Below are 13,052 nucleotides of genomic sequence, written 5' to 3'. Positions count from 1 at the left end.
TCCATTAACCCTCCTTAATCAAATTCCCGCGGCCTGTACTTTTCAGTGTAGCGATCGCCGCTTCCCTTGCTTTCAATCGCTGCGTCTCTTCGTCATCGTCTTGTGCTGCTTGGGGATTGCCTGGGGTAGATCCGCTGAGCGCACCATTCGGAAGATCAAGGTTATCGCCTTGCGTATGGCGGCCCCCGCCTCCAAGAACGGATTTGGCCTGCAATTCATACGAATTAGCGATCTTCTCAATCTCTGTCACAGGGAGCTGGGACAACACGGCTTTCATGGAATCCACATTGAATGCTTCGCCAAGCGCACGAACGCCTGCACCGCAAGCCTCATCCGTGATTTTTTGTTTATAGGCAAGTCCATCTGCTGCCTGTGCATGCAAAGCAATCAATCTCCCAAGGATTTCACCGTTTTGCTGAACATTGAGTGACAACCTAATCTGTCCCAGCAATTCTTCTGCTCCCGTTTGGTTCGGTTGACCTGCCAATGCTGCCTTTTGTGCGTCTGTCATGCTTCCATCTCCTTTATCCGGTTCGGATAATCTATTTTCATTTTCCTGCTTCAGCACATATCCCTCGAATCCCGATCTTCCGCTAAACGAATAGAAGATGCGTCCATCGCTTGGCAGCGACTTCGCATCTTCTGATAGGGCTTCCCACTTCGCACCTGCAGGTTCTGAAGCGACATTGCTCATGCCGACCACGCCAGCACCTGGATACGCTCCGTCAAACACAAGGGAGTTCTCCATTAGATGGCCGTCATTAATCTCCACGAAGCATAGCTTGGAGTCGTATTCTCTGCCCCGGATATGGGGACATGATCCGCCGAAATATTCCTGTCCGCAAATGGAGCATGTCTGGCTGGATACCGTAAATCCGATTGAAGTATCGAATATGGTGCCCGCATCAATTCCATTAGCGATTTGGTCAACTTTGATATCTCCCACTTCTTGCCCGAGCTTCATATAGTGATCGGCATAGAGTGCAAGCTCATCGCCATCCATTTGCAACCGGCTATCGAATGTCCTACCGATCGGGATCGTCATGATTCCAAGATTGGCCCATGAATGATCCAGCAGTAGCGATATCCCTGCTTTAGCCTGAACCGCCATTTTTCGCAGGAAGTTAGGTGTCATTCGGAAGTATCGGCTTTCGATCAGTTGATCTCCGATTAGCTTTGCTGGAAATACGTAAGTTTCATCTGCGGTAAGTGGCACCAGCGCCAGTTGATTAATACGTACTAATTGTTCTTCTGTTGGCTTTGCCATTGTCTAATCACCTCCTCTCTCTGGTGGTAGTGTGTGAGCCTCGTCGTTCGTTGCCAAGCCCTGTACCCGCTTTTGTTCCAATGGGCCAATAAGCTCTTCAGGGATCGTCGATTGGAATCCAAGCGTCCATCTTGCTTCTTCTGCTGCTTCCTTAGGTGTGATGTAAAACTCACGTTCTGCCGTCAGCAAGTTTTCCATCTTCACCTTTCGATCCTTCTCGACTTCATTTTCAGAACGCAGATCGATGGGACTGTAATCAACCTCAACTATTGTCTGGGTGCCGCGTACTCTGGCTCCCATAGAAAAAGCCCGCTGCCAAAAGCGTTTTGTAACGCTCCGCGCGGACTCGACATTCTTAATATAGATTTGTGTATCAATGGAGCTGTACGTTTCTGTTGACCCCTGATGTCGTGATAGGATTGTTAGCAGCGTTTTAAGCGATGTCGCCATTTGCGTATCGATAATATCGATCAGCTTCTTAATGTCAATCATCGGCCCTGAATTACCGCCTTTAAGATAATCAACCTTTACGCTGTCCCAATGGACTAGCGCATCATCTGGATGAAGCGAGTTGAAATGATTCGTTATTTCATCCATACGCTCTTTCAACCATTTTTGCTGAGCAGCTGGGTTGGTTTTGATCTGAGCTGGCATGTTCTTCAGCATGATTTCTTCCATCATCGATATATCGAGACGAGGGTACCCCTGATTATGTACAACCGCCTTCAAGTCCTGCAGCACCTGCAGGTGGAAGAAAACGACTTGAAGAACAGGAAGCATTGGCGTTCGTCCATAGGGATCATCAACCATTGGGTCAAACTCTTCGTAGATGAATGTCGGTGTGTCGATCTTCTTATAGGAGCCGAACCATTCTTCTCCCGATCTCGGCGACGGGTTCTTTACGAATTGCCAAGGCGTAAGCCGCGATGTTCCTGTTTCACGCCGAAACCATATGAGTGATGGATCGACTGGAACAATGTCTATCACATCATTGCATGCCTCGTTCAGCACGACCTCACCTGCACATGCCCCGCGAACCATGACCATCATTCGTTGAATCGTATCGAGCTTGTCCAATGATCGGCCATGCTGATAACCAGGTGACGGCAGCGGCGAATTGAGCATGCTCTTCAAGTCGTCCAACACTCGTTGACCAGCGCTGTCATTATCTCCTTGTGCCTTTTTGGCTGTAAAGGTTATCCCGGTCTCGCCCATTCTCAAGTACGTATAGAGGGCATAGGACACATCGGGATGAACCGATATTAGCAGCTCTAACAATTCCTCTGCCGTATAACTCTGTAGCTTTGTGAGGTCCACATTATGTGCATGCTGATGCTTCTTAGGCAGCCAGTTGAAAATACTGAATGGGTTAACGCCATTTGGAACGGTTAAGCGTCCTGTTCCTGTCATCTGCCTTTTAATCGCTTCAGGAAGTACATTCATTGCCAAGGAATATATGACCTTTTGATACCATCTCATGTTTGTTCACCCCTTTCCGAAACTACGCTTAGTTACTGTCTGCCTCTTCGCATCGTTACGCTGCCGATGCTCGGAACCATAATATGTTCATCCGGTTCGACAAGGTATTCTCCAAACGCCAGAACAAAGGCATCTGCACGGTCGGGTGAGTTAAGCCCGCGCTTCTTCATGTCGTCTTTACTTTCCAACATGATCTTCCCTTTCGAATTCACACGCCATTTTCGGGAAGTGAGCTGAGAGATTAAACGATCATCATTGGGAAGCTCGAACTCTGGAACATGACCGTTTATGAAATCCGACATATTCGCTTCGAGCGTTGATCGAATTGATCCCCACATTTCAGCGCTAAGGTTTCCGTAGTAGCTATCCAGCGTCTTGCCGTTATTGTTGATCGGGACGATCTCCCAGCCTAACCCCTCTTCAGCAACGATTTCGTTCAGCCGATCGGTGACGCCGCCGCCAACGCCCGTATCATCGACTCGTATAATTACACGGTCAATGTACGGATACGTGATAAGCGTATCTTTGACAAGGCGCACAACCCAGCCGGCAGTGACCATCGTATCTTCTTTATGATGGTGCTTCTCACCAACGACCTTCTTGCCCATCCCTATATAGATAGAGGTTTCATCGTCGCCAAATCGAGCAACGTCGCACCCTACTGTCAGAACGCTGCCGCTAGGTATTGCTTTGACTTCCTTCGCCGCAAACTCAGCCAGCTCCAGTGCAATGAAGCTATCTGACTCACCACGCGGAAACTCGCCCTCGACGCGAACGCGATAGACGTCGCTGCCTTCACCGTATTTACGCTTCAGCATGGCGATGTTGTCCTTGCTCGTTCGCTTGCTGTCTAAGCTCGATACCTTGCGTGTTCGGAAGTTCTCGCGGTCCTTGTTATGCGAATCGTAGAAATAGCCGCTTGTCCGCGTTGGGTTGCCGCACATAACGAGCTTATTATCATCACCTGAGAGCGTACCGTCGATTGCTTCCATGATCTTATCTGCAACACCAGATGCTTCGTCTACGATGAATAGCATGTGGTCTTCGTGGAAGCCTTGCATGTTCTCTGGCTTTGTTGCTGTCTTAGCAGTAGCGAACCAGCGCTCTTCATGGCCGACCATGTATACCTTGGTCTTGGTCCATTTAAGGATTCGCTTCACAAGTGATGATTCAAGCCACTTGGCAACCTCGGCCCATAGCACATCGTGCAGCTGCTGTCGTGTCGGCGCGGTGCAGATGACCTTCGGATTCGGACGACAGCACAAAAACCAAATAACGAGTGCAGCTTCGAATGCTGTCTTACCTACGCCTTGTCCTGATCGGATGCTTACCCTCTTCGCCTCTGCAACGTCCTGCATTGCACCACGCTGCCATTCATCCGGTTCGAAGCCGAGTATGTCGATTGCAAATGCGACAGGATCGTCCCAATACACGTCGATGATGTCTACTAATGGAGATGTTTTCTTCTTGCGATTACTCATGTCTCTTTCCCCATAGCTTTCCGACGCTCAGCGACCTGCTTAAGAGATTCGGTCCATTCCTCAGCGTCTGACTTCTTATCATCCTTCTTGGCATTCTCCATCTTCAGCTTAGCTTGTGCGATCTGAACGTCCATAAGCTCCAACTTCTTGCGGCGCTCGTCATTCTCTGGCGCCATGCTTAGGAATTGCTTCATAGAAGAACGGAATTCACGCATCATCAGCACATTGGTCTTAGACGCATTTGCAAACTTATCATGTGCGAACTGGATCTCGTATTCTGTTTCCGTGCCATGCTTACCAGAACGTTTCTTTTTCAGTTCTTTCGTCATGTCATCACGATCGCTGACATGGGTAATTTTTTGTCCATGCAGCAGCATAGCCTCAAGAACGATGATATGGTTCCAGATCATGTCTAGCGGATCAGGATCTGATTCCTGAATCTCTTCGACGATCTGCATGACTGCCTCCGGTATGTACTTGGCGTAATAGCCATGCTTCAGCGCGTAATCGTTGCCGATCGGAGCGCCGGAACCACCTGCATTTCCTACGGAGTTCTTATTGCCTGGCTGCCCGCCTCTTCGTCGATTCTCTGGCACCTCGTCCCACTTATCGAGGAACTTCCACTTACGAATGAGCGCAGCACTTACGCTAAGCTCGTCCGCGATCTCGCCCAGCTTCATCGTTCGCCCACTCTTTAGCCATAGCTTGAGGGCTGCTGTCCGGTTCGTGCTTCTCTCCCGTGCCACTTCAATGCATCACCGCCTGTTTATCGAATGACTTTGATCCACACGACTTTACTCATGCTAAAGATGTATTCGGCCTCTGACACGAAACGTTCTGGTCCCATCGGTTCAATGCCTACGTGAATTGTCTCGACAGTAGCACAAACGATGTGGATCATCGTTTCGTTGTTCAACCTGTTTCTATTGAACATGTCCAGCAGTTTTTCAGCGTCCTCTTCACCAGTAGTAATCATCACGCCGTCTTCTAGCTTAAATTTCAATCGCATATTATCTGAACTCCTTTCTATTGGCACAAAAAAAGAGATGCCGTGTAAGGCATCTCTCTTCGTTTCTAAGCGATCTTCTGGCCGTGTGACCTGATGCCGCAATTTCCGTTTGAAAGGCCGCATTCGGTCGTTCTGCACGTCATTTCGAGTATTCGAGTTAGAATGGAACGCTCCGACCTGAGCGTTACCATTGAAATCGTTATTTTTGACGCTCGACGACGCTAAAAATCGGCCTGAAATTCGCTGGTATTCCCAGCCTTCTTCTTACATTTACTTACTCCTGAGTGAACTTCAATCCGTATTGTGTTGCACTCGCACTAAGACCACTTCTTCAGTGTTTTCAAGGCTTCAACCCACTTTTCGATATCGAGTGCACAATAGCTGTTATTGTGATGCACTCAACAGCGTTTATAAGCCCATAATTGCCTCGTCCATCAGGTCTTGTGTCATGCCAATGTAATCCAATGTGATCATAGAATCGCGATGTCCGTACATTTTCATTAGTAACGCGATGTTCCTCGGATCGCGGACGTATAATTGATATCCCCAGGTCTTTCGAAGTGTATGACAGCCTATTTGTCGAAGCCCGAATCGTCTAGCTGCCTTGTTCAACATCCGGTACGCTGTGCTCCGGTGAAATGGCTGTTTTCTAAGTCTTTCCTTCGTCTTAATCTGCCGACTTGGGAATATAAAATCGTCGTCCTTCATGTTCTTGATGTAATGTTCTAGATCCTCGCGGATTGATGGATGTATGATGAACTGCTTATCATGTACGTTCTTCTTCTCTGTTATTTGCACATGGGTCTTCCCTCTAACCATCTTGACTTGAAGCCGAAGTAAGTCAGAGACGCGGAGACCACTGTATATGCCAAAACAAAAGAATAGATAATCTCTCATGCTTCTAATTCGTAGGTAATACTTGATTCCATCTATGGCTGCCTGGTCACGGATCGGCTGGACAACCTTCATTTCACCACCTCGTTTACATGACATCTATTATTTTGAAATTGTAGTTCGCTAGAACCAAACGTATAATATCCGATAGAACCAAAAGCATTTTAGAAAGGAGGTGTTAATATGTCGGATTTTAGATTCTCGATGCCTGAGTTCAAAATGCCTGAAATTAGAGTGCCAAACATAGATCCTATTAGAAACTATCAATTGGCCGATTACCAGTACGAAATCCTCGGTGAAACTATAGCTCGATTTGAAAGCAATCTTGATGAGGAAACTGAAGTTGCCATTCAACTCGCTGCTTTCGGTCAATCCATTCTGATGAATGTGGTTGACATAGGCTATAGCAATCCATCACTTATTCATTTCTACGGATTCGTTAATGGTCAGAAGGCTGAATTGGTCCAACATGTTTCGCAGTTAAGTTTTCTTCTAACTGCTGTCCCTAAAATGGATCAAGAACAACCCGCTCGCCGGATCGGATTCATTGCGAACGAGTAGGGATCTCTCATCCCCATGGTTTGTTAGGGTGATAATGCTTACTCATTATGGCAGCCTCATTTTTCATAGATGAGGTTGCTTTTTTTCTTCTAAACAATCCGATTATTTTACTAATCACAGTTCGTAGCATCAATATCCCCCTCACTTTCTTATTTTTCGACTACTGAATTGGACTATAATGCTCTATGGTCACCGATTTTGTAGGTTAACACTTTCTTTCGGATACCATCTGACGTTCTCCATCCCATCCAGCGCCTACCTTGTTTCGAATTCGTATTAATGATTTCCGGTTCATAAATTCTAGGTGGTTTTACTCTCTTAGATCGAGTCGTGTGTTGTTCCAAGTCAGCTTCCTCCCCCAATAGAATCATGCTTTTTTTGTCGATTCTTCTTCAATTTCCCCATACATACATGGATTCATTGAACAAGATTCGAATTATTTAGAGTCGCTTTTCAGGGCAAGGCATCTGAACCTCCGATTAACTTACGGATACCGCACCTACGTTTCCCTGGCTACTTTTTTTCGCACGACTTATTTAGTTTTCAATGAACAAAAAAAGGTACAGTAGTAGCTGGAAGCATTTGTGCTTCTGCTATTACTGTACCTCGTAATTTGTCGCATTTTGGCCGCAACTTACGCGCAACTTACGCGCATTTTCTCGCGTCATTCCCACATCTGAAGGGTATTGGCTACCGCTTCGATCCCCCGATTGATCTTTCGATCAACCGTCGATCGGTGCCAATAAAATCTTTCGACCGTAGTAGTGTATGATAGCCCATTAATGTAACGAAGTTCGATCATTCGTCGAATCTCCTCATTTTGAATGAGCCGAATTGCTCGATCCGTCCTCTGAAGCTTCAACTTGTACGCATTATATCTTGCTAAAGCTTTAGGGGCAATCCCATCAAGGCCATTACGCTCAATATCTTCAACGACTGACTGCATCCGGCGATACCGAGAGAGCAACGATTTTGCCGCTCGGATCTCCTCAACAGTTGCAACTGGGAATAACTCTACCTGTCCCTCATACCGATCCCATGCCAATGCCATCATCCCCTCACCCTTTCGCAGCACATGTGCTATAATCTGGGTGAGTAGGTTCTTGTCGAAGGCCCCCGATTCTGTTCCCCAACGTCCACGGGGGCTTCGTTTTATTTAGCCGCTCCCATTTGCTCGTAATTGTACAAGCGTATATTCTCAGCTATAATCGTTGAATACATTTCTGTACGATCATACAATGGAATGTACCTATGCCGGTTATCTCCTTTCCCAGCTGCGGCAGCATACCGAAAGGCTGACGGATGCTCGCGTCCGTTACTCAGGATCGGTGCGCCGAGTTCCTGGCATCTCGTTTTGCTAAGCAGTATTGCAAAGTTATAAGGTTCGCTAGTCCATCGGGACGATGCAGCGATCCAATAAGGCAAATTCGTTGCAATGACTTCGTCTTTCGTATACCATCCTTTATCATTAGGCAACTTCGTTTCCTCCCCTCTTCTTCATAGGCTTTGTCACCCATTGGAACGCTCTTGGCTTGCCGCCTGTCGGCTCTTCTATGATGTATGAATACCCCTTTGGCACATATCCGCCTACTTCGATTTGTAATTCACCGAATACAGTATTTACACTGCTGTACATTGCAAGTGTGGATTCTCCCGAAACTATCAGTCTCAAACTCTCAATTCTCCTACCAATCCGAGTCAACTGATCAAGTGCTGCCTCAATCATTTGCAAGGCGATCTGATTCATCGAAGAGTCACTCCATTAATTCTTTTGCGAAATCATATTGCTCTTGCGTTATCTCCGTATTGAATGGTTCATACGCTTCGCATACGGATTCAAAATCTAAAGAAATAAAAGGATCAGGCCCGAATTTTTCGATTAACATTCTCTTCATTTCAGCATGAAAATTCTTGTGTTCCTCAAAATCTTGTAAAGTCGGTACAGCCAGATCTTTGCGAATGATCATATATGCATTTTGGATATCTTCCAATGTTACATCCAAATTTTCATCTTCCCAGTCACCAACATCAATGTTCGCAGCTAAGTAACGTTCTGGATTAGTTTTATTTCGCAACACCATAATTGGAATCAAGGTTAACCCTCCTGTGTATTCGTTTTGTGAAGCCTCCAGACACCAATTGCAATAACCAGCAGCATCAGACATATCTTTCATCTCAGTTTCTTGACCACAGCCTAATCATTTCATTAAAGGTTCTCCCCTCGTTCTTCAATTTTCAGTTCCAACAGGGATGTCCCGAAGATCGTAGATGTACACTTCTACATCTCGGAAGAAGTAAACTCCGTTGCGATCATCATAATGATTTTTGGTTGTCCATACTTTAGCTGAAGGGAATCTGGACTGGATTAGGTTGACCACACGCGTCCTGTTATTGTCGTTATCAATCAGACGAGGATGTCGATCACCATTTTCAAAAACAATATCGTAACCCTCCTCAATAAGCTGATTGATCCGGTCTTTTGCGTTCTTTTTATCAGTTTCTGGCGTATCGCTGTACATCGAAATATGATCAAGCATGAAGCAAAAACGTGCTTTATAGTGACCGTGCTCGGAAAACACCTCGTCCGAAACATGATGAAAGCCATAGACATCCCACCATTTTGAAACGATATCTGCCAAATATTTAAGTTGCTCTTTTAAACCATCGATCGGTTTGCCTTCCCCAAGCTGCTTTTCCAGTACACGTATACGTTCATTTGCCTTGCGAATCTGTTGATGTCGCTCTGTCTTTTCTTTAGTCAAAACACTCTCATAGTTCAAAGCTTTAGCTATTTCACTGAAATGGCTCTCTATAAGACTAGGCAGTATGCCGCTCATTTCCTGAGTTAGTTCGTCCTTATCGAGCCAATCGTGTAGCTGCTTAGCCGCGAAGAATAAGTCCTTGATTGATTTAAGACATACTGCTTTTTTGTCATCAGATAACACTAACAGTTTTTCATTGCCCATTTCGTTTCACTCCCATATATTTGCGTATTCAAACTACGTTCATTTTCCCGGATAATTAATTATTGCAAAATGGGTTACATCGGTAATTGGTTCACCGTCAACACCAAACCACCTATAAACACGATCATTTGTGTCAATCTGATGCATACCGAAGCCGATCCATAACCCACCAGAGACTAAATGCAATACATGACTTTCTGGCAACCTCGATTCGTACTTTATCCATTCAATCAATCCTAAGCCCTCCCATGTTCCTCAGTATTCAGGATGCTCGCTCACAGATTGGCCGCCCATTCAGCCTTCTTAGCATCAAATTTTTTGCGGTTTTCCTCGAACCATTCTTCCGTCACCATGACAGAAATCGTAACACCGTCTCCACGATCAATTGATGCAGCAACGATGTAACCGGCTGGACGATCCTTGCGCTCATCCCAAAGCGCGTTTACTTCTTTAAGGCCTTGGCTGAGCTTATCTCGCAAGCCTTTCGATTGGTATTCAATAGCCATTACTTCGACCATCTTGGTACCCCGGGGACTCTTCGATGTTTCGACCGCCTTAATTACAAGGTTCTTAAACTTAATGTCCAACTGGTTCATCTTCCCTAATGTGATAGCCATAACTTGTTCACTCTCCATGTTCCTCAATATTCAATTGAAATTGGCTCTTCTATTTGCTTATATTCCTTGAAAAAGATCGGTTCTATCATCTTGTCTCTAGTACCTGGCTGATTGAGATAATAAAAATGCACATATGAATCAACGTCCTCATACATTGCGTACACTACATCGCCGTCATCATCTGCATAAAACTTTCTGATGGTCCGCTTGATATAGACTGTTGGCATCCGTTTACCTTATGCTCTTCCGTGTTCATCCGGTGTATTTTCTTCGATTTTCATGTACCACGGCCACTTTATGGCATTGCCTGCAAGATTAACAGGCTTACCGACGAGTTTTGGATTAGTGGTGTGCTGCGTATACTTTAGAGTTTTTCCTTGCATATGATGTCCGTTGATATTAACTACCGCAATCTCAGCACCCCAGCCTGGCACACTTGTTACGAATGACGTTCCTGCAGGGTACTGTTCAATATCTCGCATGAGTTCCCAAAGCATCTGACCTTTCGGTGGATCAAATTCTTTAGTCGCGTCATCGAACTCGCCACTCCATACACGCTGCCGAAGACTGACCAATTCGTGCATGCGCTCGGAAAAATCTATACCCATTTTCATATATAGGATAATCTCGTTTTCAAGGTGCCTTAACAGCTTATTCTTTTCCATGTAAAGCCTCCCATGTACATCCGTATTCACATCTGTTTGTCGTGTTTTGCAAGCAAATTACGGGCACGGTTGCCTTGGTCATCTTCGGCTACTGTGAAGAACAAACCACCCTCGTATCGTCCTTGAGTCCAGTTCATTTCGTTCGCATACCATTCCAATACGCTGTGTGCTTCTGCTAACAGAACTAGTGTATCAGCCATTCCCTTCTCGTACTCCCATCGCTCTTGCTGGAGCTTCATAATGCGAGCTGCTTGGCTCATAAATCCTCCATGTTATTCTGTATTCAGCTGCATGTGTGCTGCGCAGTCCTGACAGTAAACTTCGTCGTCTATTACGATCGGATTGTCTTCAACCGTTTGAACGGCACAGCATCTTCTTCGCGGCTCGGCTTTGTAACCGCAACATTCGAACCACCAACCATCCTCCAATAATGTTTGCTTAGGCACGGTTCCTTCCGTTGCAAACTGATCGTATTCCGGCATTCGTGTCGCACGAATATCAATGTAATCGTGCCAGCTTCTTGCTTCGCTAGATTGGATAGCAGCTGATCGTTTAGCAGCAAATACAATTTGCGCCATTTCGTTACTCGGATCGCTAACGTACCAGGCCTTCAAGTGCATTCCCCCATGTCATCCAATATTCAGACTTTGACACAACCGGTCTTATTGCCGAATAATATGGTATTGATAATCTACCCCCACCCGTGTAACTGGTCCTTACACGGGTTACTTTATGTCCTTCCGTATTCAGACCTGTCCGTCAGTAGCCGCCGAACTCTGGCATTTCATCCAGTTGTCCTTGTTGGTAGGTGTGCACCTTGATCGCATAATCAGGGAACAAAGGATACTCGCCGTCTATCCAATCAGTTATCTTAAGACCATCCACAACAGTCCGTTTCATAATCAGCAGCTCGGTAAATCTAAATTTCACCTTTGCCTGTTCTCCCAAATCATTTAAAATCTCTTCTACAGCATCATCAGCCGTCAGTAAAACTGGGCCAGTTCCAGCAGGAATAATTGGCTGCCACGTCTTGACTTTGGTTGTGTTATACATTGAATTTCCTCCTCATGTCCTTCCGTATTCACGCAATGTTCATTCCGCTAGGTATTCCCAAAGCGTCTTCTGGCCTGTCGGATGCTTGTCGATCCGTGGCCGTGTCGGGCAGTCCCAGCTTCCACCCTTCGTCTTGTAAAGCTCTCGCCAACCGGCTGCCCGCAAGCTTGTACCTGGTTCCTGCGCTAGTGTGTATGTTACGATCCGACGGTAGCCCATCGATCGTGCGGCCCTCCACGCAGCTGCATACAACATTGATGCCGCATTCTTTGTGCCGTCCGTGCAGCAGCGAATAACTTCCAAGGTCCGTCCGTTGTCGAAGCCTCTCGCCACTGGCCTGCCTACCATAATCACTCCGACAACCTTTTCCTCGTCCGCAACCGCAATGCTGAATTTATGCCCTTGTGGCGCCGGATGGTGCCGATGGTATTGCGTAACAAACTCACACGCTTCTGAATACGTAGTTGGTTGTAATTCGAGCATGCTGCTCACCTCACAGATGGAAGCCACCAACAGCCTCGTCAATAATGTCCTGGTTGATGCCGATATACCGCATCGTGATCGACGGCGCCGAATGGTTGAATATCTCCTGCAGCAGCGCCACGTCTTTGTATTTCCGGTAGAAATGATAGCCGAATGTCTTGCGCAGTGTATGCGTCCCAATCTCGACCAGCCCGACCTCTGCAGCCGCATAATTAAGAATGCGGTATGCTTGGACGCGCCCAATGTTTTGCTTGGTCCGATAACTCAGGAACAGCGGTGCACTGTCCGGCATGCCCTTCGTATAAGCGTTAATGATTTCGCGCAGCTCCGAATTGATCGGGAACCGCTTTTTCTTCTTCGTCTTGCCTTCGATGATTCGGATATGCGATTTGTTCCGAACATCGCGGACGTGCAGCTTCAGCAGATCACCGATCCGCAGCCCAACGTTAATGCCCATCACCAGTAGGAACCAGTCGCGCTCCGAGCGCTTCCGCAGCGCCGCCTTCATCCTCTCCAATTTCTCAACGCTCCTGATAGGCTGCACTACTTCCATGCCCGTTCCCTCCTGTCATGGTCA

At 46.5% G+C, this 13,052-nt stretch carries 20 protein-coding genes; 1 reads left to right on the top strand and 19 read right to left on the bottom strand.

Annotation, left to right across the window (positions count from 1 at the left end; genetic code table 11):
• Positions 1-4: 4 nt before the first annotated feature.
• The 6 genes from DFQ01_RS06185 to DFQ01_RS32095 form a co-directional block, all read right to left on the bottom strand.
• Complete coding sequence (locus DFQ01_RS06185) at positions 5-1,267, bottom strand: hypothetical protein (protein ID WP_110043006.1); 1,263 nt, start codon at positions 1,265-1,267, stop codon at positions 5-7.
• Positions 1,268-1,270: 3 nt separating this feature from the next.
• On the bottom strand, positions 1,271-2,746 hold the full coding sequence (locus DFQ01_RS06180; RefSeq protein ID WP_110043005.1) for a hypothetical protein: 1,476 nt from the start codon (positions 2,744-2,746) through the stop codon (positions 1,271-1,273).
• Positions 2,747-2,778: 32 nt separating this feature from the next.
• Positions 2,779-4,227 (bottom strand): DEAD/DEAH box helicase family protein, encoded by a 1,449-nt coding sequence (locus tag DFQ01_RS06175; protein WP_110043004.1) that lies wholly within the window; start codon positions 4,225-4,227, stop codon positions 2,779-2,781.
• Complete coding sequence (gene terS / locus DFQ01_RS06170; RefSeq protein ID WP_174812461.1) at positions 4,224-4,973, bottom strand: phage terminase small subunit; 750 nt, start codon at positions 4,971-4,973, stop codon at positions 4,224-4,226. The genes DFQ01_RS06175 and terS overlap by 4 nt, the downstream gene beginning before the upstream one ends.
• Positions 4,974-4,993: 20 nt before the next feature.
• Positions 4,994-5,236, bottom strand: a complete 243-nt coding sequence (locus DFQ01_RS06165) for a hypothetical protein (protein ID WP_110043002.1) — start codon at positions 5,234-5,236, stop codon at positions 4,994-4,996.
• 408 nt (positions 5,237-5,644) lie between these two features.
• On the bottom strand, positions 5,645-6,133 hold the full coding sequence (locus DFQ01_RS32095) for a tyrosine-type recombinase/integrase (RefSeq protein WP_425452372.1): 489 nt from the start codon (positions 6,131-6,133) through the stop codon (positions 5,645-5,647).
• A 180-nt stretch (positions 6,134-6,313) separates the two neighbouring features.
• On the opposite strand from DFQ01_RS32095, the gene DFQ01_RS06155 reads away from it, so the two are divergent.
• Complete coding sequence (locus tag DFQ01_RS06155) at positions 6,314-6,691, top strand: DUF6173 family protein (RefSeq protein ID WP_110043000.1); 378 nt, start codon at positions 6,314-6,316, stop codon at positions 6,689-6,691.
• A 664-nt stretch (positions 6,692-7,355) separates the two neighbouring features.
• Here the strand turns inward: DFQ01_RS06155 and DFQ01_RS06150 are convergent.
• From DFQ01_RS06150 to DFQ01_RS06085, 13 genes are all read right to left on the bottom strand, one after another.
• Positions 7,356-7,745 carry a hypothetical protein gene (locus DFQ01_RS06150; RefSeq protein WP_110042999.1) on the bottom strand — a complete coding sequence of 130 codons (390 nt, stop codon included), beginning with the start codon at positions 7,743-7,745 and terminating at the stop codon, positions 7,356-7,358.
• 98 nt (positions 7,746-7,843) lie between these two features.
• Entirely contained in the window at positions 7,844-8,167 is a 324-nt protein-coding gene (locus tag DFQ01_RS06145) for a hypothetical protein (RefSeq protein ID WP_110042998.1), read from the bottom strand.
• The gene (locus DFQ01_RS06140) at positions 8,160-8,438 is read right to left on the bottom strand and encodes a hypothetical protein (protein ID WP_110042997.1); all 279 of its coding nucleotides are present in this window, start codon (positions 8,436-8,438) and stop codon (positions 8,160-8,162) included. The genes DFQ01_RS06145 and DFQ01_RS06140 overlap by 8 nt, the downstream gene beginning before the upstream one ends.
• Positions 8,439-8,445: 7 nt before the next feature.
• On the bottom strand, positions 8,446-8,784 hold the full coding sequence (locus DFQ01_RS06135; protein ID WP_110042996.1) for a hypothetical protein: 339 nt from the start codon (positions 8,782-8,784) through the stop codon (positions 8,446-8,448).
• A 135-nt stretch (positions 8,785-8,919) separates the two neighbouring features.
• Positions 8,920-9,657 (bottom strand): hypothetical protein, encoded by a 738-nt coding sequence (locus tag DFQ01_RS06130; RefSeq protein WP_110042995.1) that lies wholly within the window; start codon positions 9,655-9,657, stop codon positions 8,920-8,922.
• Positions 9,658-9,696: 39 nt separating this feature from the next.
• Complete coding sequence (locus DFQ01_RS06125) at positions 9,697-9,891, bottom strand: hypothetical protein (RefSeq protein WP_110042994.1); 195 nt, start codon at positions 9,889-9,891, stop codon at positions 9,697-9,699.
• Positions 9,892-9,932: 41 nt separating this feature from the next.
• Positions 9,933-10,274: a hypothetical protein gene (locus DFQ01_RS06120; protein WP_110042993.1), complete on the bottom strand. Its 342-nt coding sequence runs from the start codon at positions 10,272-10,274 to the stop codon at positions 9,933-9,935.
• A 236-nt stretch (positions 10,275-10,510) separates the two neighbouring features.
• Positions 10,511-10,939 carry a hypothetical protein gene (locus DFQ01_RS06110; protein ID WP_110042991.1) on the bottom strand — a complete coding sequence of 143 codons (429 nt, stop codon included), beginning with the start codon at positions 10,937-10,939 and terminating at the stop codon, positions 10,511-10,513.
• Between the two features lie 26 nt (positions 10,940-10,965).
• Positions 10,966-11,199: a hypothetical protein gene (locus DFQ01_RS06105; protein ID WP_110042990.1), complete on the bottom strand. Its 234-nt coding sequence runs from the start codon at positions 11,197-11,199 to the stop codon at positions 10,966-10,968.
• 12 nt (positions 11,200-11,211) lie between these two features.
• The gene (locus DFQ01_RS06100) at positions 11,212-11,553 is read right to left on the bottom strand and encodes a hypothetical protein (protein ID WP_110042989.1); all 342 of its coding nucleotides are present in this window, start codon (positions 11,551-11,553) and stop codon (positions 11,212-11,214) included.
• A 145-nt stretch (positions 11,554-11,698) separates the two neighbouring features.
• A complete protein-coding gene (locus DFQ01_RS06095) occupies positions 11,699-11,992 on the bottom strand; it encodes a hypothetical protein (protein WP_110042988.1) in 294 nt (97 codons plus the stop codon).
• Positions 11,993-12,031: 39 nt separating this feature from the next.
• Positions 12,032-12,475 (bottom strand): XF1762 family protein, encoded by a 444-nt coding sequence (locus DFQ01_RS06090; RefSeq protein ID WP_110042987.1) that lies wholly within the window; start codon positions 12,473-12,475, stop codon positions 12,032-12,034.
• 10 nt (positions 12,476-12,485) lie between these two features.
• Complete coding sequence (locus DFQ01_RS06085; protein WP_110042986.1) at positions 12,486-13,028, bottom strand: site-specific integrase; 543 nt, start codon at positions 13,026-13,028, stop codon at positions 12,486-12,488.
• Between the last annotated feature and the right edge of the window lie 24 nt (positions 13,029-13,052).

The organism is Paenibacillus cellulosilyticus, from assembly GCF_003182255.1.
Lineage (GTDB): Bacteria > Bacillota > Bacilli > Paenibacillales > Paenibacillaceae > Paenibacillus_T > Paenibacillus_T cellulosilyticus.
This window is presented reverse-complemented; position numbering and strand designations above follow the sequence as displayed.